This is a genomic window from uncultured Brachyspira sp., from assembly GCF_944393015.1.
In the GTDB taxonomy this organism is placed as follows: Bacteria; Spirochaetota; Brachyspiria; order Brachyspirales; family Brachyspiraceae; genus Brachyspira.
In genome coordinates, this window is record NZ_CALXYQ010000011.1 from 13,478 (window position 1) to 39,440 (window position 25,963).

Annotated in this window: 18 protein-coding genes; 13 read left to right on the forward strand and 5 right to left on the reverse strand. The window is 27.6% G+C overall.

The genetic code is table 11. The features are described from left to right. Positions 1-18 precede the first annotated feature (18 nt). Positions 19-450 carry a rhodanese-like domain-containing protein gene (locus Q0K19_RS05630; protein WP_297246175.1) on the forward strand — a complete coding sequence of 144 codons (432 nt, stop codon included), beginning with the start codon at positions 19-21 and terminating at the stop codon, positions 448-450. A 60-nt stretch (positions 451-510) separates the two neighbouring features. On the opposite strand, the gene Q0K19_RS05635 is transcribed toward Q0K19_RS05630, so the two are convergent. Further along, on the reverse strand, positions 511-2,028 hold the full coding sequence (locus tag Q0K19_RS05635) for a bifunctional UDP-sugar hydrolase/5'-nucleotidase (RefSeq protein WP_297246177.1): 1,518 nt from the start codon (positions 2,026-2,028) through the stop codon (positions 511-513). Positions 2,029-2,167: 139 nt separating this feature from the next. Between Q0K19_RS05635 and Q0K19_RS05640 the strand changes: the two genes are divergently transcribed. The 9 genes from Q0K19_RS05640 to Q0K19_RS05675 all read left to right on the forward strand — a co-directional run bounded on the left by Q0K19_RS05640 (position 2,168) and on the right by Q0K19_RS05675 (position 16,301). Then, positions 2,168-3,574 carry an MATE family efflux transporter gene (locus tag Q0K19_RS05640; protein ID WP_297246179.1) on the forward strand — a complete coding sequence of 469 codons (1,407 nt, stop codon included), beginning with the start codon at positions 2,168-2,170 and terminating at the stop codon, positions 3,572-3,574. A 230-nt stretch (positions 3,575-3,804) separates the two neighbouring features. Further along, positions 3,805-4,197: a hypothetical protein gene (locus tag Q0K19_RS15405; protein ID WP_367172139.1), complete on the forward strand. Its 393-nt coding sequence runs from the start codon at positions 3,805-3,807 to the stop codon at positions 4,195-4,197. A 71-nt stretch (positions 4,198-4,268) separates the two neighbouring features. Next, complete coding sequence (locus Q0K19_RS05645; protein ID WP_335845558.1) at positions 4,269-5,747, forward strand: methyl-accepting chemotaxis protein; 1,479 nt, start codon at positions 4,269-4,271, stop codon at positions 5,745-5,747. 267 nt (positions 5,748-6,014) lie between these two features. Then, positions 6,015-7,967 carry a methyl-accepting chemotaxis protein gene (locus Q0K19_RS05650; protein ID WP_297246180.1) on the forward strand — a complete coding sequence of 651 codons (1,953 nt, stop codon included), beginning with the start codon at positions 6,015-6,017 and terminating at the stop codon, positions 7,965-7,967. A gap of 248 nt (positions 7,968-8,215) precedes the next feature. Further along, entirely contained in the window at positions 8,216-10,165 is a 1,950-nt protein-coding gene (locus tag Q0K19_RS05655; RefSeq protein WP_297246182.1) for a methyl-accepting chemotaxis protein, read from the forward strand. Between the two features lie 20 nt (positions 10,166-10,185). Beyond that, positions 10,186-11,586: a methyl-accepting chemotaxis protein gene (locus tag Q0K19_RS05660; protein WP_297246184.1), complete on the forward strand. Its 1,401-nt coding sequence runs from the start codon at positions 10,186-10,188 to the stop codon at positions 11,584-11,586. A gap of 124 nt (positions 11,587-11,710) precedes the next feature. After that, on the forward strand, positions 11,711-12,973 hold the full coding sequence (locus Q0K19_RS05665) for a chemotaxis protein (protein ID WP_297246186.1): 1,263 nt from the start codon (positions 11,711-11,713) through the stop codon (positions 12,971-12,973). Positions 12,974-13,039: 66 nt separating this feature from the next. Continuing rightward, positions 13,040-14,668: a peptide ABC transporter substrate-binding protein gene (locus tag Q0K19_RS05670; protein WP_297246188.1), complete on the forward strand. Its 1,629-nt coding sequence runs from the start codon at positions 13,040-13,042 to the stop codon at positions 14,666-14,668. A gap of 31 nt (positions 14,669-14,699) precedes the next feature. Continuing rightward, positions 14,700-16,301 carry a peptide ABC transporter substrate-binding protein gene (locus Q0K19_RS05675; protein WP_297246190.1) on the forward strand — a complete coding sequence of 534 codons (1,602 nt, stop codon included), beginning with the start codon at positions 14,700-14,702 and terminating at the stop codon, positions 16,299-16,301. A gap of 82 nt (positions 16,302-16,383) precedes the next feature. Here the strand turns inward: Q0K19_RS05675 and Q0K19_RS05680 are convergent, their stop codons facing one another. The 4 genes from Q0K19_RS05680 to mfd all read right to left on the reverse strand — a co-directional run bounded on the left by Q0K19_RS05680 (position 16,384) and on the right by mfd (position 23,899). Further along, positions 16,384-18,264, reverse strand: a complete 1,881-nt coding sequence (locus Q0K19_RS05680; protein ID WP_297246192.1) for a fructose-specific PTS transporter subunit EIIC — start codon at positions 18,262-18,264, stop codon at positions 16,384-16,386. A gap of 33 nt (positions 18,265-18,297) precedes the next feature. Continuing rightward, positions 18,298-19,215, reverse strand: a complete 918-nt coding sequence (pfkB, locus tag Q0K19_RS05685) for a 1-phosphofructokinase (protein ID WP_297246194.1) — start codon at positions 19,213-19,215, stop codon at positions 18,298-18,300. Positions 19,216-19,235: 20 nt separating this feature from the next. Continuing rightward, the gene (locus Q0K19_RS05690) at positions 19,236-19,976 is read right to left on the reverse strand and encodes a DeoR/GlpR family DNA-binding transcription regulator (protein WP_335868094.1); all 741 of its coding nucleotides are present in this window, start codon (positions 19,974-19,976) and stop codon (positions 19,236-19,238) included. A gap of 179 nt (positions 19,977-20,155) precedes the next feature. Continuing rightward, positions 20,156-23,899, reverse strand: coding sequence for a transcription-repair coupling factor (gene mfd / locus Q0K19_RS05695; protein ID WP_297246199.1), 3,744 nt, complete (start codon positions 23,897-23,899; stop codon positions 20,156-20,158). Between the two features lie 174 nt (positions 23,900-24,073). Here mfd and Q0K19_RS05700 point away from each other — a divergent pair, with 174 nt between their 5' ends. From Q0K19_RS05700 to Q0K19_RS05710, 3 genes are all read left to right on the forward strand, one after another. Further along, positions 24,074-24,598 carry a hypothetical protein gene (locus Q0K19_RS05700; RefSeq protein ID WP_297246201.1) on the forward strand — a complete coding sequence of 175 codons (525 nt, stop codon included), beginning with the start codon at positions 24,074-24,076 and terminating at the stop codon, positions 24,596-24,598. 129 nt (positions 24,599-24,727) lie between these two features. After that, positions 24,728-25,291: a hypothetical protein gene (locus tag Q0K19_RS05705; protein ID WP_297246203.1), complete on the forward strand. Its 564-nt coding sequence runs from the start codon at positions 24,728-24,730 to the stop codon at positions 25,289-25,291. Beyond that, entirely contained in the window at positions 25,288-25,962 is a 675-nt protein-coding gene (locus tag Q0K19_RS05710; RefSeq protein WP_014488466.1) for an ABC transporter ATP-binding protein, read from the forward strand. The genes Q0K19_RS05705 and Q0K19_RS05710 overlap by 4 nt, the downstream gene beginning before the upstream one ends. Position 25,963 lies beyond the last annotated feature (1 nt).

The following is a 25,963-nucleotide window of genomic DNA, read 5'->3' on the forward strand; positions in this document are numbered from 1 at the left end:
TATACAGGGGTAAGACTTATGAAAAGAAATCTTTTTATTATTATCGCATTATTATTAACAACAATTGTATGTAATGCACAAACAGCAAAAACTAATGAAGCTGTATACGAACTTGACAATGTAAAAGTTGTTAATAAAAACGGCCTAGCTCTTAATGACTTTATATCATCATGGAAAGCTGATCCTAATATAATATTAGTTGATGTCAGAACACCTCAAGAAATTAAAGAAACAGGAACTGTAAAAGGTGCTATGAATATTGATTATAGAGCTAAAGGCTACAGCAAAAAAATATTATCATTAGATAAAACTAAAAAATATTTCTTCTATTGTAAGAGCGGCGGACGTTCAGGAAAAACAGTTCAGTATTTGCTTGATAACGGATTTAAAAATGTAAATTATCTTAAAGATGCAGGATATACTGAATTAAATGCTGCTTTAAAAAAGTAATTATTAATTAAAACTAAAAAAGAGGGACTGTTTATTACAGCCCCTTTTTTATATAAAAAATCATTTAAATATTATACGCTCTGTATTGTCAATAGCATTTTCAGGTACATTTTTATATTCTTTCAAAGTTGTTATTATTAAATCTCTTATATCAAGTCCTGTATGTATAATATTTTCTCCATACTGAAATAAAGGCTTTCCGCTTTCATCAATATATTTTTCGCCTCCATTAAATATATAGTCAGCAACAGCAACTACATATTTGTCATTGTCATTTATAGTTCTTCCTTTGATATATGATTCTAAAAGTTTTCCTTTACTGTCGAAATTAATAATGCAGTCTTTTGAAACTTGTAAAAATGCACCTTCTCCTTTTCTTGAAGCTGATAACTCCAATATAGTTTTTAAATCTTTTCCTTTTAAAGTTGTAAGTATTATTAAATTATCGAATGGGAAAAACTCATACATATTTCCTAATGTTACTTTTCCGCTCGGAAGTTTGCCTCTTAAAGAACCTGAATTTATTAATGCTATATCAATGCCGTCCTGAGATGAAGCTACTATATCAGAAACGAAATTTCCTAAAGCAGTAGATTTACTTCTAACATTTTCATCAGTTAATTCATAAGGAAGTTTTGCTATTTCAACATTAAATTCTTTATCTACTTCAAGCTGCATTTCTTCTATTTTTGCCAATATAGTTTCATCTTCTTTTATATTTTCATCTAATCTAGTGAGTGTATATTCAGGATAAGCATATTTACCATTTTTGAATATTACATCAATAGTACCTATATACTCTCCGTATTGTCCTGCCTGAACTATTGTTGTTTTTCCTATAATAACAGGATTCTTTAATAAAGTATGGGTATGTCCTCCTATTATAATATTAAAAGTATTTGGTATTTCCTGTGCTATTCTTTTGTCAGTATCGAATCCGGCATGACTTAGTAAAATTGTTATATCATTTGTGGTATTTAATGGTATTTCTTTTAAAAGATTTTTTAAAGATGATACCTCTTCTTCTATATCTATATAATCAAGACCCTGAATTATATTCATTTTTTCACTTTGCAAAACTCCTATTATAGCAACATGTACTCCTTTGATATTTGTTATTATATATGGAGGAATATAATTTTCACCTGTGGCTTTTACTTTAACATTGCATGCTATTGTAGGGAAATTTCTATTGCTTATAATATTATTTAATTGCTCTATTCCAAAATCAAATTCATGATTGCCAAGGGTTGATACATCAATACCCATATCATTCATAAGTTCTGTTTCATCCATACCTTGATAAACAATAGAAAATACGCTTCCTGTGATAGTATCTCCTGCATGCATTACTATAACATTTTCATTTTCTTTTCTTACATTATCAATAAAGGTTTTTCTTCTGGCAGCACCGCCGTATCTGTTTGTAGTTCCATCTTCTTTTGAAACACTAATAAATTCTTTATCTTTTGAATGCGTATCATTCATATGAACTATTGTAAATACTTTTTGATCATTAGCTTTATTAGAGCATGATAAAATTAAAATAGAAAGTATTAATATATATAAGTTTTTCATTTTTGACATCCTAACATATAATAATTTAATGATATAACATTAACTTTTAAAGTCAATAATTTAAAGTTTGACTAAAATATAAATAGGTTTATGATATATAAAATGTAAACTATATTAAAAAATAATAGATGAGATAATTATGAGTAATGAAGCAGTATTAGATAATAATGATTTAAAATCAAATGAGCTTGGAAATAAGCCTGTAGGAAAATTGCTTTTTCAATTAGCACTTCCTGCAATAGCGGCACAAATAATAAATGTACTCTATAATGTTGTAGACAGAATGTATATAGGGCATATTCCTGATATTGGTGCAAAGGCTTTAACAGGAGTAGGTGTTACAATGCCTGTTATAATGGCTGTATCTGCATTTGCATATCTTATCAGTATGGGAGGTTCTCCTCGTGCTTCTATCATGATGGGAAAGCAGGATTATAATAAAGCAGAAGAAATAGTAGGCAACTGTGCTATGACATTAATAATTATTTCAATAACTTTAACTATAATATTATTATTATTTTCAAAGCCTCTTCTTATGGTTTTCGGAGCAAGTGAAAATACTATCATATATGCATTAAGATATTTAAGAATATATTCTATAGGTACTATATTTGTTCAATTAGCTTTAGGACTCAATGCTTTTATTACGGCTCAGGGAAAGGCAAAAACAAGTATGTTTACTGTTTTAATAGGGGCAGTTACAAATATAATACTAGACCCTATATTTATATTTGTATTTAATATGGATGTTAGAGGTGCAGCACTTGCCACCATCATATCTCAGGCTATATCATGCTTATGGATACTATCTTTTATGACGTCAAAAAGGACTGTATTAAAATTAAAATTAAAAAATTTAAAAATATCTCCTAATATAATACTTCCATGTTTAGCTTTAGGATTTTCTCCATTTATAATGCAGTTTACAGAAAGTATTTTATTTGTATCTTTCAATACTTCGCTTTTGAAATACGGCGGTGATTTGGCTGTTGGTGCTATGACAATATTAAGCAGTATTATGCAGTTTTCTTTTCTTCCTATAATGGGACTTACACAAGGAGCTCAGCCTATTATAAGTTATAATTATGGAGCAAATAATTTAAATAGAGTAAAATCTGCTTTTAAGATACTTTTAATAAGCTGTCTTTCTTTTTCTTTTTTAATGTGGTTTATATCAGAATTCTTTCCTTATGTTTTTGTTAGAATATTTACAAGCGATGAAGAATTAATAAATTATGCTATTTGGGCTTTAAAAATATATATGGCTGCTTCATTAATATTTGGGGCACAAACTGCATGTCAGCAAACATTTGTCGCTTTAGGAAATGCTAAAATATCTGCATTCCTTGCTATATTAAGAAAGGTAATATTATTGATACCGCTTATATTTATATTGCCTATATTTATGGAGAATAAAGTAATGGCAGTACTTTTAGCAGAGCCTATAGCCGATTTTTTGGCTGTTTGTACAACAGTAACATTATTCACTATTTCATTTAAAAAATTAATGAGTATTAATGCTAATGATAAACTCGCTGCAAAGTAGATGACAACTAAAGTTATCAGCTTTTCATTTATCACTTTAAAAAATAATAATTATTTTACGCTATTTTTTATTATGATAAATCAAATTAATTGTATTGACTTTTTTCGTTTTCATGGTAGCCTTTTAAAAAATTAGGGTTAATATATTTAATACAATTAAAGTATTATAATTATGCAGTAATCATTATTTCAATTGATATAAACATATTAAATAATTGTTAGGAGATTTTTATGTTTAAGAAATTTGGTTTGCAATTTAGAATTAGCTTACTTATACTTTCAATTTTTTTCGCTATGATTATAGTTTCTAGTCTTGTAAATATAATTCTAGTTAATAATGCCAACAGAGCAAAATCTTTAAGTTATCTTAAAAAAACTGTAGAGGCGGAATCTTACAGAGGTCAGAATATATTAAAAATAGAATTTAATTATTTGAATGAATTAGCTTATTCACTGGAAGATTTATATAATATAGGTATAAGGGATAGAAATACTTATATTAATGTAGTAAGCAATTATGTAAGAAAAGATGAGGCCAGTACAATTGCTATGGGATTTTTATTGAATAAAGATCTTATAGATAATGATGCTGATTATACTAATAATGATTTTATAGGGATATAAAAGGACAATTCGGAGTATATCTTTCTAAAAATAACGGTAATGTAATACAGCAGAAAATTTTAGCCTCTGATTTGAATGCTGATTATTTTGTTATTTCAAAAAATACATTAAAATCATATATAACACCTCTATATTCATATAATGTAGCTGGTAATAATATTCTAATATATACTTGGTCAATACCCGTTTTTGATAATAGCGGTAAAAATATAGGTGTAGTTATTGCTGATGTAACACCGCAAAGTATAAGTAAATCTATAGAAAAAATAAAACCTTATCCTGAAAGTAAAGTAATACTTTTCGATAGTGCTGGTAATTTAGTATATAATGCAGGAAATTCAGATGGCATAGGAAAGAATGGTTATGATGTTTATGAATGGTATAAGACTTTAGGAATAATAGAAAAAGTACAGGCAGGACAGTCTTTAGATTTTGAGCATTTCACAACAGTATTTAATGAAGTTGGAACTTATGTTGTATCTCCTATACCTATGCTTGAAGGACATAATTGGGGAATAGAAATTCTTACTCCAAGCAGAGTTATACAGGCAGAAACAATGTATATTAGAAATACAATGATATTAATATTAGTATTTATATTAATTGTTTCTTTAATTATTACTCCTATCATAATTAAGAAAAAAGTATCAAATATAATAATAGTTTTAGCTAAAGATTCTACAGGCGATTTAACTGTTGAAATACCTAAAGGATTCGAGAAAAGAACTGATGAATGGGGAGATATAGCAAGAGGCTGGGATAAAGCCATGAGTAATTTTAATAATGTAATAAACACAGTAAAACATTCAGCAGAGCAGGTTTCTACAGCGGCAAATGAAGTTTTGATAGGAAACAATGATTTATCTCAAAGAACAGAAACACAAGCATCTAGTTTGGAAGAGACAGCAGCATCTATGAATGAGATGGCTAGTGCTATAAAAGAATCAGCTGAGAGCGTTGCCCAAAGTACTTCTATGGTATCGGATGCTAAGGAATCTTTGAATAAAGCCGGAACGATAATAGAAGATAGTGTAAACAAAATGAATGATGTTTATGAATCTAGTTCTAAAATAATGGATATTACTAAACTTATAGAGGGAATAGCTTTTCAAACTAATATATTAGCTTTAAATGCTTCAGTAGAGGCGGCACGTGCAGGCGAACAAGGACGAGGATTTGCTGTAGTAGCTAGTGAAGTAAGAAATCTTGCTCAGAATACTCAGGAGTCTGTAAAGAGTATTACTTCATTGATTACGGATAGTAATGATAAAATAAAATTAGCTGCTGCAAGTGTTCAGGAATCTCAAACTATTTTTAATGAAATATTAGAAAAAATGGATAGAGCTTCTTCTATAATGGATAGAATCAATATTGCCGCTCAGGAACAGGAGAAGGGAATAGATCAGGTTAATATTGCAATCAGTAATATGGATGCTTCCGTACAGAAAAATGCTGCTTTGGTATCGGAAGCTACTTCAGCATCAGAGTCTTTATTAAGTGAAGCCAATGATTTATTAAAAGCTATATCATATTTCAATTTAAAAGATTAATTAAAATATCATTTTCAGTTCATTATTAATTTTATATAAATAATGAACTGAAATTAAGATAAAATCATATTTCTATATTTTGTTTATAAATAAATTTTTTATAATTAAATTAATAGTATAAAATATTTTAATATTTTAATATTTTAACTGAAAATACACTAAACTATATTTTTAATTTGAACAATAATAAATAATTTTTTTTATTATTGAAATTGCAAATAAAAAATGTATAATATATTTTGTAAAAAAAATTTATAGGTGTAATTTATGGTTAAGAAATTTAGTCTTCAAATAAAAATTAGTTTAGCTATATTGATACCATTATTGATTATGATTATTATTTCAAATGCGGTAAATATCGCTTATGTAAAATCAGCTAGTAAAAAATTATCTTACAGAGTATTAGAGGAAAGTTCAAAAGGAGAAGCCGCTAAATTATTATCATATATGGAAGAAGATTTATATTCTCTTGTTGGATTAGAAAGAGTTATAAGAGGATTATACAATGACAGTACTTTAAGCAGAGCATTTTATGAAAGACTTTTATATAGTTTTTTTGATGAACTTCCTAAAAAAGTTAATAGTTTGCTTATAATATTTGAACCTAATACAATAGGCAATGATTCAGATTATACAAATTCAGAAAAATATGGTCCTGCAAATGGACGTTTTAATTATTATTTATCAAGAGATGATAGCTCTAAAATTCAAACCTCATATTTTGATACAAAAATTTTTCAAAATGACACATATAAAAAAACTTTAAGCACAGGAGAAACATATATATCTGATGTATATAAATCACCTGTCAATGATAAGGATTTATTTTATACCTGGGCTGTACCAATAAAAACATCAAATAGAGTTATAGGCGTAATATGTTTGGAAGTGAATGTAAATTCTATTAGTGAATCATTATCTAAAATAAATCCATTTGAGGGATCAACAATCACATTGTTTGATAATGCTGGAACTATAGCTTATGATAGTGATAAGGCAATTTATATATCTAAGACACTTGATGAAATATATCCATATTACAAGGAGCATGATGTATTTAATAAAATAATACGAGGAGAAAATTTATTATTTGAAAATTTTAGCGGAACATTAAAAAAATTTTATACATATTCATTTACTCCTGTAGAAATATCAAAAGGAAAATATTGGGGATTGAAAATTACTGCCCCTAATGATGTTATATTAAAAGATTCTAATATTATAAGAAATATAATGTTTATAATATCAGCATTAATAGTTGTCATAAGTGCTATAATAGTTCCTTTAATAATAAAGAGAAAAGTAACAAAATTAATAGGATATACAGCAAGAGATATTACAAGAATATCTAATGGAGATATATCTTTTCATATTTCAAATGACTTTTTAAAATTGAATGATGAATGGGGAGATATTGCAAGAGGATTAGAAAATACTTTAAAAAATTTAGGAAATGTAGTTTCTACTGTAAAAAAATCAGCAGAGCAGGTTTCTACAGCAGCAAATGAGGTTTTAGTAGGAAATAATGACTTATCTCAAAGAACAGAAACACAGGCATCTAGTTTGGAAGAGACAGCAGCATCTATGAATGAGATGGCTAGTGCTATAAAAGAATCAGCTGAAGGAGTATCACAAAGTACATCTATGGTAATGGATGTAAAAGAATGCGTAAATAAAGCTGGAGTAATAATAGAAGATAGTGTAAATAAAATGGATGCAGTTTATGAGTCTAGTTCTAAAATAATGGATATTACTAAACTTATAGAGGGAATAGCTTTTCAAACTAATATATTGGCTTTAAATGCTTCGGTAGAGGCGGCTAGAGCAGGGGATCAGGGACGCGGATTTGCAGTGGTAGCCAGTGAAGTAAGAAACCTTGCTCAAAATACTCAGGAATCAGTAAAAAATATTACTTCTTTAATAACAGACAGTAATAATAAGATAAAATTAGCAGCAAACAGCGTACAAGAATCACAAACTATATTCAATGAAATATTAGAAAAGATGGATAATGTTTCTAGTATAATGGACAAGATTAATACAGCTTCACAAGAACAGGAAAGAGGTATTGATCAAGTTAATACAGCCATTGATAATATGGATTCTTCTGTACAAAAAAATGCTGCTTTAGTATCTGAAGCTACTTCTGCTTCCGAATCTCTTCTCAGTGAGGCTAAAGATTTAATTAAGGCTATAGAATATTTTAAATTAAAGTCTTAATTTGCATAATATTTTGCTTATAAAAAATTATTTAAATTGTTTTTTATAATTGCAATATATATGTAAATTATGTATAATATTTGCATAAAAATATTAGGGTTTTTTATGTTGAGAGCTTATCTGATTGAAATATACATTGATACTATTATTGTTGAATCATATAATCGAATTCTTATAAATTCCTAGTTTTTATTATAGTTTTAGACATTATAAATGTAAAAGATTAATTTTATATAGAGGTTTTATTTATGTTTAAAAGAGTAAGTCTTCAAGTAAAAATTAGTTTAATCATATTAATACCATTACTAATAATGCTAGCAATATCGAATATAGTGAACATTATTTATGTACAAAATGCCAGCAGTAAATTGTCGTATCAAATATTGGAGGAAGTAGCCAAAGGAGAAGGAAATAAATTAACGGCTGTAGTTAAAGAAGATCTTTATCAAATAACTGGTCTGAAATATATAGTAGAAAATATGTATAATTCAGGAGTTACAGATAGAAATGCTTATGAAGCTGTAGCTAGAAATTTTTTTAGAGTTCTTCCTGATACAGTAGTTGGAGTTATGTTGGCTTTTGAGCCTAATATAGTTGGTAATGATGTGGCATATAGTAATGTTTATCCTTTAACAAAAGGACAGCAAACTTATTATATATCAAGAACATCTGGAAATAATATTGAGGAACGGGCTTTATCTGCTGCTGATATAAATGCTGATTATTATAAAGAGCCTATATCAAAAGCTAGAGAGTATTTATCTGGTATATATGACTTTGATCTTGGAAATAATGATGTAGTAAAAATGTATACTTGGGCAATACCTATAATGTATCAAAATAAGCCTATAGGTGTTATAACTACTGATATAAAAATAGAAACATTAAATCCTACTATGAAAAATATACAGCCTTTTGCAAATTCAGAAGGATTGTTATATGATCATTACGGCAATGTACTTTATGATGCCGGAGAAACAGAAAATTTAGGTAAAAATATGTATGATTTATATGCTCATTACAAAGATTATAGTGTATTTGAGAAAGTATCAAGCGGCGGCACAGTATCATTTGAAAATTATACAGCTTATTATAAAGGAGATGCTACATATTATTTTGTTCCTTTAGAGGTATCAGCAGGACAATATTGGATACTTGAGATAATGGCTTCAAATAAAGATATTTTCAAAGAGAGTGATGTTATACGTATTGTTATGATAATTATATCTTTAATTATTATCATAATAGCATTTATAATGATTCCTATTATAATTAAAAGTAAAGTTGTGAATGTAATAATCTCTTTATCTAAAGATATGCAGAAAATTGCTAAAGGAGATATATCTTTTAAAATATCTAAACAATTTCTTAATATGAATGATGAGTGGGGAGATATAGCTAATAGTTTAGATAGTATAATTAATAATTTAAATAAAGTTGTAAAGACAGTAAAAAATGCTGCCGAAAGAGTTTCTATAGAAGCAAACCAAGTTTTGGAAGGTAATAATGACTTAGCACAAAGAACTGAGTCGCAGGCTTCTAGCTTGGAAGAAACAGCAGCATCTATGAATGAGATGGCTAGTGCTATAAAAGAATCAGCAGAAAGTGTTGCACAAAGCACTTCTATGGTATCAGATGCTAAGGAATCTTTGAATAAGGCTGGTGCTATAGTAGAAGATAGTGTAAATAAGATGAATGATGTATATGAAGCTAGTACCAAAATAATGGATATTACTAAACTTATAGAGGGAATAGCTTTTCAAACTAATATATTGGCTTTAAATGCTTCAGTAGAGGCAGCTAGAGCAGGCGAACAAGGACGCGGATTTGCTGTAGTAGCTAGTGAAGTAAGAAACCTTGCTCAAAATACTCAGGAATCTGTAAAAAGTATCACTGCTTTAATAGCTGATAGTAATGAAAAAACAAATTTGGCTTCTGAGAGTGTAAGAGAATCTAAAGAAATATTTGAAGATATATCTGTAAAGATGGATAGTGCTTCTAATATAATGGATAGAATTAATGTAGCTTCTCAGGAACAGCAGAAAGGAATAGAGCAGGTAGATTCTGCCATTACAAATATGGATTCTTCAGTACAAAAAAATGCCGCTTTAGTAGAAGAGGCTACAGCTGCTTCTCAGGCTCTGCTTAATGAAGCTAATGAACTTATAGATGTTATAGGATATTTTAAATTACAATAAGAGGAAAGACTGCGGATATAATGAACAATAAAGTAAGTATAAATATTAAAATAAGTTTATTAATTTTAATGCCTATTGTAGCAATAATATTACTATTTGGGATTATCAATACAATATATACATATAAAATGACAAAGGAAATGACGCTATTTATAATATCTCAAATGGCTGAAAAAGAGATATATGAAATAGAAAATATAATTGATGTTGAATTAAATTACCTAAATAATATAAAATATTCTGTAGAAAATTTATATAGCTATGATGTTAGAAAAAGAGAATCGTATGAAGATTTAATGAATAGGTTTGCTCATGAAATGAGTACTAATGCAGCATCAGTATCTTTAATATTTTTTACTAATGTTATTGATAATGACAGTATGTATATTAATAATCCTCTTTATCATGATATTAATGGACGATTAGGAATATCTTTAGTTAAAGATGGTGAAAGTAATATATCTAGAATTAGTTTAAGGGCATCTGATTTAGAATATACTTATTTGAATACAACTATAACAAGCAGAAAACCTTATATTACAACTTTAAATTATTATCCTGTACAAGGAAAATATAAACCTATGTATACATATTCAATACCAATATTTTCTAAGGATAATGAAATGATTGGGGTGTCTTCTTTGAATTTATCTTTAGATAATATTATATTTTATGAAGATACAAATGGATTTACAATATCTTTATTTAATGAAAATGGTAATATAATGTACTGTACAACAGATATATACAGCATAGGAGAAAATATTACTAATTTATCAGATGTATATGAAAGCAGTGATTTAGAAAATACCATATATTCTAACAATACTGTTTGGAAAGAATCATATAATAAAAAAACTTCGAGTAAATATTATAATCTTTTTACACCTTTGCATGTTTTTGATGATGTATATTGGGGAATAGAATTAGCTGTTGATAGTAAAGCAGAGTTTTTTAATAATTATCAAATTATGATAATGATGTGGATTATTATAGCAGTGATAATTATTTCTATATTTATTATTGTTCCATTTATCATTAATAAAAAACTATTATCTGTAATGAATAATTTAAATGATAATATTACAAAAATAAAGGAAGGCGATATATCTTGGAGGGTTTCTGCAAACTATTTAAAGATGAATGATGAAATTGGAGATATGAGCAGAGAAATTAATGATACAGTTGTATATTTGAATGATTTAATTAATTCTGTAAAAGGAACTGCCAATAAAATTTCTGAAGACTCAAATAATATATATGAGATTGTAGATAAAATAAATGACTGCTGCAATAATAATGAAATGGATCAAAATAAGAATTCCAATCTTGTAAATAATGTAAATAAAAATTTAAAATCTCTATTAGAAGAGTCAAGGGAATTGCAAAAAATAATAAAATATTTTAAACTAAAAGAATAGAAGTATAAAAATTATTATTTAACTTAAATATTATAAGATTATGAGTTGTAGAAATTGTTTAAATATAAAAGTAAGTTTATTTATTATTATACCTATAATAATTATAATAATGTCAGCAGGTATTTTGACTATTTTGCATACCTATAATATTTCCAGAGATATGTCTTTAGTAACAATCGATCAAATATCTGAAGTTCAATTATTAAATATGAGAGATTTAATCAATAATGAATTAAATTTCATGAAAGGTATAAAATTTGTTTCTGAAGAATTATACTGCAGTAATATAAGAGATAGAAAAATATATGAAAATGTTATGTGTAAATTTTCAAAGAAAATAAGTGAAAATGCTGAAGCGGTTTTTTTGCTTTTTCTTCCAAATGCAATTGATAATGATAATGCATATAAGAATGATAGTTGGTATAAAAATATAAACGGACGATTTGGTATATATATGGGTAAAGATAAAGACGGCAATATATCAAGACTTGGTACTGAAAATTTGCAATTAAAGTTATCATTTATTGAAGATACAATAGAAAAAAATAATATGTACATAACTCCTATATATAGTGTTCAGATGCAAAATAGGTATAAGCAAGTACAAACATGTTTAATGCCTATATATTCCAATAATGATGAAATTATAGGTGTAATTGGTTTAGATGTGAGTTCTGATAGTATGAATTTTGATGATGGAAAGGATATATCTGCCACTTTATTCGATGAAAATGGAAATATCATTTACTGCAATACAGATAGTGAAATTATAGGTGAAAATTTTACTAATTTATATCATCCTTATGATAATCATAATATACTAAATATGATAAACTCTAATGAAAGTTTAATAGTAGAAAAATATAATGTAAAAAAATCTAATAGGTATTTTTATATTGTAAAGCCTATAAATCTATTTGATGATGTATATTGGGGAATTGAAGTTGCTATACCGTCAATTATGGTATTAAAAAATAATTATAAAATTTCCGTAATGATTGGTATCATGATTTCTATCATAATTATTTTAATTATTATAATAGTACCTAATATTATAAACAAGAAGGTAATACCAGTAATAAATTTCTTTAATAAAAACAAATCTAAAACAAAATCGGATAATATAGATAATATAAAATCAGATGATGTTATTATAGATACGGATGTCAATCAGGATAATACTATAAAATATTTGAATTCTGTTATTAATGCTTTAAAAGGTAAAACTTACAAAGTATCTGATGATTCTATGTCAAAAAAATCAAATGATCATAAGTCAAATAATGATTCTAAATTTGTGAAAGGGGCTTCTGAAAACTCTAAATCTATTAATGAAGAATCTGAAGAATTAAAGAATATAATAGAATATTTTAAACTAATAAAATAATATTATTTGACATTATATGTTATAAAATATATACTTAATTTAACTAAATATCATTTGGATAATAAAATGTTTAAAAAATTTTATATTTTCATAATTATTTTAATGTCTTTAACTATATCATGCACAAAAATAGAGGAAACTATTACTCATACACCTCCTCAAGGTAAATATTTCTCATTAGTCATAAATATAGGTCAGGAACCGCATACTATGGATCCTAGTATCAATGTAACAGGAGATAGTTTAATATATTTAAATCATATATTTGAAGGTTTAGTAGGTAAAGATAAAGACGGTAAAATAATACCTGCCGCTGCTAAAAGCTGGGCTATAAGTGCTGACGGACTTGTATATACATTTAATTTAAGACAAGATGCTTATTGGTCTGATGGTAATCCTGTTTTAGCTAAAGATTTTGTTTATTCTTTTAGGAGATTATTTGATCCTAATACTAAAAGTAAATTTGCATATCAATATGATGTTATAAATAATTCTAAAAATATTCTTGATGGAGAAATTGAAACAAAATATTTAGGTGTAGAAGCTATAGATGATTATACATTAGAAATTGTTTTGGATAGACCATTAACTTATTTTCTTGAAATTTTATCCTATCCTACATTTTATCCTTTGAGAGAAGATATTATAAGACTATATGAGACTAATTGGACAGAAAAAGCAGAAACTTTTATTGGTAACGGACCTTTTAAAGTTGTAGAGAGAAAAATAGATGATGTTCTTATTATGGAGAAAAATGAATTCTATTGGAATAATAAAGAAGTTATACCAAGCAGATTAGAGTTTGTAATGAAAAATGATAATCAATATTCTTTAAGTGCTTTGAAAAGCGGACAGCTTCATTTCTCAAGACATTTTCCATTAGAGCATATAGCTTTATTGCAAAGAGGCGGATATATACATAATGTACCTAGAATATCAACATATTTTTATTTTTTAAACACTACTAATAAAACATTATGTGATATAAATGTAAGAAAGGCATTATCTCTTGCAATTGACAGAAACTATATAGTTGAAAGTGTTACAAAAAACGGAGAAAGACCTGCTACAGCTTTTGTACCTTATGGCATACCTTGTTTCTTTGGAGATTTCAGAGAAAATGGCGGTGATTATATAGATATAGATAAAAAAAATTATGAAAATAATATTAGAGAAGCAAAAAGACTTATGATTCTTGCGGGCTATCCTAATGGAAATGGTTTTCCTGTATTGACTTTAAAAACTACTTACGGAATGCATAGAAAAATATTTGAAGCTATACAAAAGATGTGGAAAGATAATTTAGGTATTGATGTAAATATAGAAGAATTAGAATCATCAGATTTATTCACTCAAAGATTTGATAAAAATTTTGAAATGGCAAGCGGCGGATGGAATGGAGATTTTAATGACCCTATTAATTTTCTTTCAGTATTTTTAAGCACATCTCCAAATAATAATAGTCTTTATACTAATAAAAGATATGATGATTTGATAAAAACAGCTACATTAATTACAGATTCATCTCATAGAATGATGACCATGCATAAAGCTGAAGAATTATTAATAGCTGATATGGCAATGATACCTATATATTTCTCAAGCGAGCCTATATTAGTATCACCTAAATTGAAAGGTGTTTTATATGATTCTATGGGACAGCATAGTTTTATGAAAGCATATTTAGAAGATTAATTTTATATATAATGTTAGGAGTTAATTATAAATGAAAAAAATATTTATTTTATTTATGATTTTTATATCATTCATAATATCATGTTCAAATAATAATAAATCAGAAGACGGCATATCTATATTTATTAATACAGGTCCAGAACCAAATACTATAGATCCTAGTATAAATGTAACTTCAGATGCAGTATTTTATTTGATGCATACATTTGAAGGATTGATAGAAAAAGATTCTGAAGGAAAATTGATTCCGGGTGTGGCTGAAAGCTGGGAGATAAGTGAGGACGGACTTATTTATACATTCAAACTTAGAACAAATTCAAAATGGACAGATGGAAAATCAGTTGTTGCTGATGATTTTGTATATTCTTGGCAAAGGGTTGTTGATCCTGCTACAGGAAGTCAATATGGATATCAGCATGAACCTGTAAAAAATGCTAAAGCAATAACAGCAGGTACTATGCCTAAAGAAAGTTTAGGTATAAAAGCAATAGATGATTATACTTTAGAAGTTCAGCTTGAAGCTCCTACAGCATATTTTTTAGAGCTTTTAAGTTTCCCTACATTTTATCCGCTTAGAAAAGATATTATAGAACAGTACGGAGATGAATGGACTTTAAATGCTGATACTTATATAGGAAACGGAGCTTTTAAACTTATAGAAAGAAACAGAGATGAAAGCCTTGTAATGGTAAAAAATACTAATTATTGGAATGTAGAAGATATAGTGCCTGATAAGATTACATTTGTTCTTATGGAAAATGAAACTGCTTCTGTTGCAGGAGTTAAAGCAGGTTCTTTGCATTTTGCAAGATCTTTCCCAAGACAAGATATAAAGACACTTCAAGATGAAGGACTTATAGTGATAGAACCTAGAATATCTTCATATTATTACTGCTTGAATTTAACTAATGAAATATTAAAAGATGTAAGAGTAAGAAGAGCATTATCTCTTGCCATTGACAGAAATTATATAGTAGAGCAAATTACAAGAGGAGGCGAGAGACCTGCAGGTGCTTTAGTTCCTTTTGGAATATCTGACTATGAAGGAGATTTCAGAAAAAACGGCGGGGAATATATAGATATAACTAAAGACGGATATACTAAAAATGTTGAGGAAGCTAAAAAATTAATGGCTGAGGCAGGATATCCTAATGGAGAAGGTTTTCCTGTTATGGAGTTTAAAACAGATCCGGGACTGCATGTAAAAATATTTGAAGCAGTTCAGCAGATGTGGAAAGAAAATCTTGGTATTGATGTAACTTTGACTCAGGAAGAATGGGCAGTATTTTTGCAAACAAGATACGACAGAAACATTACTATGGCAAGAGGAGCATGGAACGGAGATTTTGATGATCCTATAAACTTTATGACTTTATGTTTAAGTTATTCTCCTAATAATTATAGTGTTTATAGTAATAAGGCTTATGATGATATAATAAATCAAGTTATGCTTTCAGGAGATCAAAAGTTTAGAATGCAGACTATGCATAAGGCAGAAGAAATGCTAATGAGAGAAGAAGCTATAATACCTATATATTATTATACAGAACCTTTGCTTGTATCTCCTAAATTAAAAGGTGTTTATTATGATCCTCTAGGATTTCATAGATTCCATCATTGTTATTTAGAATAGTTTTGTATAGTTTTATGATGAAGTAAAAAGTTAGGCTGTATCTTTATTTTAGGATACAGCCTTTTTTGTAAGAAGATATATGTTAATTTTCCGCAGGTTTCTTAATAAATCCAAGTATAATAGCAGTTATTACAGAACCAACTACTATAGCAAGTAAATACATTATAGGATTATTAACTATAGGCAAAACGAATATTCCGCCATGAGGGGCTCTAAGTTCTATATGAAAAGCCATAGTCAAAGCACCAGAAATTGCAGCACCTATCATACAGGAAGGAATTACTCTTATAGGGTCTGATGCGGCAAATGGTATAGCACCTTCAGTAATGAATGAAAGTCCCATAACATAGCATGTTTTTCCGGCATCTCTTTCATCAGCAGAGAATTTATTTCTGAATATTGTAGTAGCCAAAGCTATTCCCAAAGGAGGTACCATTCCGCCAGCCATAACTGCGGCATGAGGAGCGTACTGTCCTGAAGCTATCATAGCTATACCGAAAGTGAAAGCAGCTTTATTTATAGGTCCTCCCATATCAGTGGACATCATAGCACCGAGTAAAGCACCTAATAATATTAAGTTTCCTGTTCCTAAGTTTTTTAAGAAATTTGAAATTCCTGTATTGATTGCAGCTATTGGATTAACAATGAATAAATACATTATAGCACCTGTAATGAATATACCAAATAAAGGATATAGTAAAACAGGTTTAATTCCGTCCAAACTTTCAGGCAATTTATTAAATACTTTTTTTAATAAAAGAGTGATGTATCCGCCTAAAAATCCTCCTATCAAACCGCCTAAAAATCCTCCGCCGCTGTTTAATGATATTAATCCTCCAACCATAGCAGGAGCAAATCCAGATCTGTCAGCGATACTCATACCAATGAATGCTGCCATTACAGGAACCATTAGGAAGAATGCATTTCCTCCTCCTATATCATTTAAAAGTTTAGCAAAGTAATTGTATGAAGGATCATTCGGATTGCTGGCATTAATACCGAACATAAATGAAAATGCTATTAATATACCTCCGCCTACAACGAATGGAAGCATATTTGATACGCCTGACATCAAATGTTTATATACGCCTGTTTTTGGCTTCTTAGCAAATTTATTTGAAGTTTGAGTATTATCTTCATTGCTATGATATATAGGAGCTGTTTGATTCATAGCATTTTTTATTAATTGTTCAGGATTTTTTATTGCCTCTTTTACTCCAACTATATCAACATTCTTTCCTGCAAATCTTTCCATAGCAACATTTTTATCAGCAGCTACTATTATACCTTTGGCATTTTTTATTTCATCTTTTGTAAGTTCATTTTTTACACCGCTTGAACCATTAGTTTCTACTTTGATAGTGATTCCAAGTTCTTTACCTTTTTTAAGCAAGGCATCGGCAGCCATATAAGTATGTGCTATTCCAGTAGGGCAGGCTGTTACTGCTAATACTTGATATGAATCATTGCTGTTATTAGTTTCCTGATTTAATGATGAGTTTTCATTATCTTTTTCAGCATTTTTTATTAATATATCTAAAACTTCTTCTTTGCTTTTTGCATTTAAAAGTGCTTCTCTTATATCATCTTCAAGAAGAAGGGTAGTGATTTTTGATAATAATTCTATATGAGAATCATTTGGGTTTTCAGGAGCTGCTATCATAAAAAATAAATGAGAAGGCTCTCCGTCTAATGATTCATAATCAACACCTTTCTTTGAAATACCTATTGCAACAGTAGGAATTTTTACGGCTTTAGTTTTACCATGAGGTATTGCTATTCCTTCTTCCATACCTGTTGAGCTTTGTGCTTCTCTTTTTAGTATTTCTTGTTTATACTCTTCTCTGTCATTTAATTTACCGTTATTATAGAGAATATCTACCATTTCATCTATAATTTCTGATTTAGTTGTTCCCTTTAGATCTGTATTAATACAATCTAAAGTTATAACATCTTTTAGCATTTTTAGCCTCCATTTATATTAACTTTATAAACTTTAATTAATTTTTTTTATTTCTACTTTTTCTAGAAATTTATTCATATTTTCAAATGTAGTTAATCCTTCAGAACATGCTGTAGAACTTCCGCTTGCTATAGCATATTTATAAGAATCAATTATATTTAAATTATTGCTTATTCCGTAAACTATACCAGCTACCATTGAATCTCCAGAACCTACAGAACTAATCAATTTTCCATCAGGAGCATTTCCTATATATGCCTCATCTTTTGTTACAAGTATAGAACCATCTTTTCCTAAAGAAACTATTACATTTTCGCTTCCTTCTTTTATTAATTCTCTTGCATATTTTATGATGTCATCTGCTGATTCTATATTTTTATTAAAGTATTCGCTTAATTCTTTTTTATTAGGTTTTGTGAGAAATACTTTTTCTTTTAATCCGAATTTGAATGCTTCATCTCTTGCATCTAATATTACTTTTATATTTTTATTTGCATTTGATATAATATCTTTGTATATAGAACTTTCAATAGAATTAGGAACGCTTCCAGATAAAACCAATATATCATTTTCTTTTATATTGTTTTTTATATAGTTTAATAGTTCATTAACTTTTTCTTTTGAAATATTAGGAGATTTTCCTGCTATTTCGCTTTCTGTTTTATTTGTTTTTAATTTTATATTGATTCTTGTATCTTCTTCTAAATCAATAAAATTTTCTTTTATGCCGTATCCTTTAAGATGCTTTTTTATATAATCTCCTGTAAATCCTCCAGAGAATCCCAAAGCAATAGAATCAATATTGAAATTTTTTAAAACTTTGGAAACATTAATTCCTTTTCCTCCGGCTAATGTATAGGCATTATTAACTTTGTTTAAATCTCCCTCTTCAAAGTTATTCATGTCTATATAATAGTCTACAGCCGGATTTAATGTTAAAGTATATATCATAAATAATCCCTCACTTTTTATTAATTGACAATGTATAAATCTTTTAATTTATTTTTTATATTATCATCTATTTCTTTTGCATTTGTTATCAAATAAGAATCTTCCAAGTTATAAAAATTAATCAAACTTTTCTTTTTTAATTTTGATTCATCGCATAGAAAATAAGTTTTATTTGCTTTTGAAGCAGCTTCACTTTTTATCAAAGCTTCTTCACTGTCAGGAGTAGAGTATCCGTCAATATCTATTCCATTTGCTCCCATAAATGCCAAATCAAAATTAAAATTCTTTATTGATAAAACGGCACTAGCTCCAACTAAAGCACCTGTAAGCATTTTCATCTTTCCGCCTATTAAGTATGTTTCTATTTTTTTGTTATAAAGCTCTTCTACATGACTTAATCCGTTAGTTACTACTTTTATGTTTTCTATTCCGGCTAAATATTTAATCATAGCAAAAATACTAGTGCCTGCATCTAAATATATTGTATTACCGCTTTCAACTAATGAAGCAGCAAGCTTTCCTATTTTTTCTTTTTCTTCTGAGTATATTTCTTTTTTGTATATTAAACTTTCTTCCTGAGTATCAACTAATATAGCACCGCCATGAACTCTTCTTATCTTTCCTGCTTTTTCAAGAAAAGTTAAATCTCTTCTAATTGTTGCCTCTGAAACGTTAAGCCTTTCAATCAATTCTTCAATTTTGATATTCTTTTTCTCTTTTATAACTTCAAAAATCAATTCATATCTGCTTACTTTCAGCACCTTTATCATTCCTTTTTCTAATCTTTATATTAATAATTATATCAAAAAAACTATAAAAATCAATCAAAATCAATCAAAAATAATCAATTTCAATCAAAAAATATATAAAAAAACTATATTAAGTATAATTTGTAGCATATTATCATACTTAATATAGTTTAATGAATCAAATATTATAATTATTTTTTATTTACTTTTATTAATTTAGGAGATTTTCTTGATACGGTTCTTTTTCTATTGTTTTTGTTATTTTTTATATTAGCTTCTGCAATGCTCATTTTAGAATGCTCTTCTTGATTATCATTTATATTCTTATCATTTTTTGAATTAGTATCTGCTGTATAATTTTCGCCTTCTATTTCTAGGATGACATTTTTTATTTTTTCTAATTTCCATTCTATATCATTTTCTTTTTCATGTATAACTGGTATTATTAATTGATTAAGATTATCTTTATCAAAATAAACTCCTGAATTTTTTGTATTGATTAATTTTATAAGTTTGTCAGTATCTATTTTTGAGAGTTTATCAAGTTTAAGATATATATTATACTGTCCTTCTATAACAGATAATATTCTCATTCTTTTTAATATAATTTTTAATTTGGCAATATCGAAAATATCTTCTAATTCTTTCGGAAGTTTTCCATATTTATCTATCATAAACTCTTTAGCATATTCAATATCTTCATCACTTTGAGAACGCATTATTAATTTATAAGCGGATATTTTTTCTTTTGAATCGGCTATATAAGAATCAGGAATAAATAAATTATGCTTTAAGTCTATAACAGTATCGAATGTTACTTCTTTTATTTCGCCTTTATATTCATTTGCAGCTTCTTCTAGCATTTGAGTATATAATTCATAACCAACCTGATATATCATACCGGATTGTTCTTTACCTAAAATATTTCCTGCACCTCTAATTTCTAAATCACGCATAGCTATTTTAAAACCCGCACCTAAATCAGTATGCTCGGATATAGCTTCAAGTCTTTTATATGCAACTTCTGTTAATGCTAAATCGCTAGGATAGAACATATAAGCATAAGCCTCTCTGTCGCTTCTTCCAACTCTTCCTCTTAATTGATAAAGCTCGGATAATCCTAATTTATTTGCATTATCTATTAGTATAGTATTGGCATTTGGTATATCTATTCCGTTTTCTATTATTGTAGTAGAAACTAATATATCATATTTATGATTAATAAAGTCGCCCATAATTTTTTCAAGCTGATGTCCTGTCATTCTTCCATGGGCAACGCATATTCTTGCTTTAGGACAAAGTTTTTTTATCATAAGTGCGAATGATTCTATAGTATCTATTCTGTTATAAAGATAGAATACTTGTCCGTCTCTTTTTAATTCTCTTTCTATGGCATTTACAACAGCATCTTCTGTGAACTCTGTAACAAAAGTTTTTACAGGTATTCTGTTTAATGGAGGAGTTTCTATTATGCTTATATCTCTTATTCCTGTTAAAGCCATATTTAAAGTTCTAGGTATAGGAGTAGCTGAAAGTGTAAGAACATCAGTTTCTAATCTTAATTTTTTTAATGCTTCTTTATGTTTAACTCCGAATCTCTGCTCTTCATCTATAACTATAAGTCCTAGATTTTTAAACTCCACGTCTTTTGATAAGAGCATATGAGTACCGACTATCAAATCGCATGAACCTTCTTTTAATAATTCTTTATTCTTTTTAGCTTGTTTGCTTGTAACGAATCTATTTAAAACTTCTATTCTAATAGGGAAGTCTTCAAATCTTTTTTTAGCATTATTATAATGCTGCTGAGATAATATCGTAGTAGGGCAGAGTATAGCACATTGTTTTCCTGCCATTATAGCTTTAAATACCGCTCTAAATGCCACTTCTGTTTTTCCAAATCCAACATCGCCGCATACAAGCCTATCCATCATCTTGCCGCTTTCCATATCGTCTTTTATATCATTAATAGCCCTCAACTGATCAACTGTTTCCTCATAACGAAATGAAGCTTCAAAATCGTCCTGCCATTGAGTATCAGGTCCATAAACATTTCCTCTGATATTGGATCTTATAGCATAAAGTTTTATTAATTCCCTTGCAGTAGCTAATGCATCTTCTCTTGCCTTGCTCTTTATTTTATCCCAAGCACTTCCGCCTAACTGTGTTAATTTTGGGGCTTCTCCATGACCGGATATATATTTCTGTACGAAGTTCATCTGCTCTACAGGTATATAAAGTTTATCTCCCTTAGCATATTCCAATGTGATATAATCTTTTTCTTTACCATTGGACATTTTTCTTGTTAGTCCCAAATACTTTCCTATACCATAATTAACATGAACAGCATAATCTCCAACATTCAAATCTACAAATGTTTCTATTAAGTTTTTATTAACTTTAGGTATCTTTCTTACTTTTTTTCTTTTTCTTCCGAATACTTCCCAGTCCGCTATGAATATTGTTTTTATATCATCTTTTATGAATCCTGATGATGCTTGTGTTGTTATTATATAAAAATTATTTTCATTTTTTGAATAATCTTTTTTTATTTCTTCTTTTTTATTAGTATCTTCAAGAATTATTTCTTTATTGTCTTCATTATTAATTTCAGAATTTTCTAAATTATTATCATTGTTTATTTCTTTATTGTCAGTGATTTCTTTATCTTGATGATCTTTTTCTTCATTATTATTTTCTATTCCATTTTCAGTTATGATAGTAGGCGATAAATCCTGCATTATCTTATAGAATCTCAATGCCTGATCATGATGTCCTGTAGATAGTATAATTAAATAATCTTTCTCTCTATATTCTTTAACATAATCAAGAAAATCTGTTAATCTCGATTTAAAAGAAACGCCTTCTTCAAAATGAAATTTATATATATCTATGTCCGTTATGAAAGGTGATATATTTATTGATTTTTTTACTATTTCAGAAAAATAATTATTATCAATATAAAGTTTATAAATATCTTCTATTATAGTAAACATATTATCTATATCATTAAAATTTTCTTTTATAGTATCTATAATAGTTATGAGCTTATTTTTTAATTTTAAAGCATCATCAATGAATATATAACCATAATCAAAATAATCAAATATAGTTTGTAGTTCGTTATAAAAAATAGGCAGTAAATTTTCACTTCCGGCGAAATACTTTCTTTTTGTTATATTGTCTTTTAGTTCATCTTCAATTTCATTATTATTTAAAAATTCGCTTACCGCCGAATCACTGTAAATAGCTTCTCTTACAGGGTAAATAATTATATTTTCTACACTTTTGAAAGATCTTCCATCTTCTACATTGAATAGTCTTATACTTTCTATTTCCTCATCAAATAATTCTATTCTAATAGGATTATTATATTCTACAGAAAATACATCTACTATACTTCCTCTCACAGAAGCAGTGCCTTTTTCAGCAACTTCTCTCTCTATAACATATCCTAAATCATATAATGTTAATCTTAAATTATCCAAATCCAATTTATCGCCTACATTTAAATATATAGGCAGTTTTTTCAAATCATTTCTATTAGGTAATTTTCTAGTTACAGCATTTACAGTTGTTATTATTATACATTTTTCTTTATTTATTAATTTATATAAAATATTTATTCTATCCTGTGCTATATCTGTAACAGGGGACATTTTGGTAAAAGGAACAGTATAATAATCAGGAAAATAATAATTAGGTATATTATAAAAATTTAAAGATTGGCTTAAAAGCATAGCATCGCTTTCATTTTCTTTGATTATTAAAATACTTTCTTCATTATTATTAAAAAGAGATGCAAAAAATAAAGAATCGCTTCCGCCTTTGAGTCCTGTTAAACTTTTGGCAGTTTTTATATCAAAATTTAAAAATTCTTTGCTTTTTGAAAATCTTTCTATTAATTCAGTATATATTGATTCATTATTATGCATATTACTTTTACCGTTTATATAAGGTATTAAAAATATCCATATATAATAAATATTATTTTATTAAATAGCAATAGTTTATAATGAAAAGACTATGAAAAATACATATAAATATAATTTTATATAATAATTAATTTTGATGCCGAGAATATAGAAAATATTTTGTTAAGGATTCTTATGTTGAAATTGTATACTATAGTGATATTGTTATTTACTATAACATCTTGTGCATCTAATGTTAAAGTTTCTCAAAGTAAATACAATAGTGTGTGGATAAAAGTGGTTAAAGGAAAAAGCGTACTAGCCCCTAATGGATATTTATATACATTTAAAGAAAATGGAAATGTTGAATATAAAGTAAATGGTATGAAAAGAGGTACAGGAATATTTTTGTATGCAGAAAGTGCCACTAATGCTTATTATTATGAAAAAATGCCGTTAAGTTATGTTGCTTATGATGTAAGAGATTCTATACCTAATGATAAAGTAGATATGTTTGTAGGTTTTATATTGAATAATGGCAAATTAGAGATGACTTCAGGATATACAAAAGAATACAAAAAAAGATTATCCGATTGGAAGAAAAGTAATTTAACTATATACAATACCTTAAGAGAAGGTAAAGATATGTCTGAATATCCTATACCTTTAATAGAAGAAGTAGATAAATTTAATACAATAGAATTCGGAAGATTAAGATAATTACATTTTATATAGTAAAAATAATTTGCTTAAGTAATTATAAATAATATCGATATTGAATTTAGAAGTACCTGTATTATATTTTACAAAGATATTACTAATAGGTTAAAAAAATAAAAGGTTTTTATTGTGTATAATTCAACTATAGGATATGCTTCAAAACTTATTAAAGGAAGTATTGTTTTTTCAATAATAATATTTATTTCATTATCACAGCTTATGGCTGTAACTTCTATATTCAGTTTGGTATGGAAATATGAAATATTATTAAATGAAAATATACCTTTCTTCAGAGAGTTCTCTATATACGCTTTATTTATAGGAATATTTATAATAGGAATATTATATTCTGCAATATCTAGTTCATACATATTTTCAAAAAACAGCAGAATGTTTTCTACTTTGCGTATATTCGGAGCTACTAAATTAGCTATAAGAAAATTAGCGATATTAATAAGTCTTTTATATCCTTTAGTATCATTTGTAATTTGTATAATAGAAATGCTAATATTATATTTGAGATACAGTTCATATATATTAACTTTGATAGAATTCTCTGATGTAATAAATGGTGCTTATGTTGTATTATTGGCTAATGCTGTGTTAATAGTAGGCTTTATGATAGGAGCTTTTATTTCTAACTCTATACTTTTACACAAAGATCCTTATGATGATTTGAGGGGAACACTATGAATATAAAAATAATAAATGTATCAAAGGTTTTCCCTTTGGGAGTTAATCAATTCAATGCCTGTGAGGATATTAGTTTAGATATTAATCAGGGTGATTTTATAAGTTTTGTTGGACATACTGGAAGCGGTAAAAGTACATTGCTTAGTATAATAGGCGGTATACTTAAACCTACAGGCGGTACTATATATTATGACTCTTTCAAATTGAATGGGGCTAATGAAGATGTTCTTGCAAGTTTTAGAAGAGAATATTTTTCTTATATATTTCAATATCCTGTGATTATACCTACTATAAGCGTTATAGATAATATATTAATGCCTTTAGCTTTCAAACATAAAATTACAGAAGAGAAAATAAATCAAACTAAAGAAAATATAGAATTATTTGCTCTTAAAGATAAAACATATTCTAAAGCCTCTAATCTATCAGGTGGAGAAATGAAAAAGGTTGCTATATTAAGAGCATTAGCTTATGGCTGTAAATGCTTAATAGCTGATGAGCCTACAAGTGATCTCGATCCTGCAACTACAAAAACTTTGATGGAAATACTTACAACCTTAAATAAACAAGGAACTACTATAATTATGGTTACACATGCTCATAATATAGCAGCCTATGCTAATAATGTTTATGAAATGTCTAACGGTAAAATAGTTCGCTGTTTGAAATGAT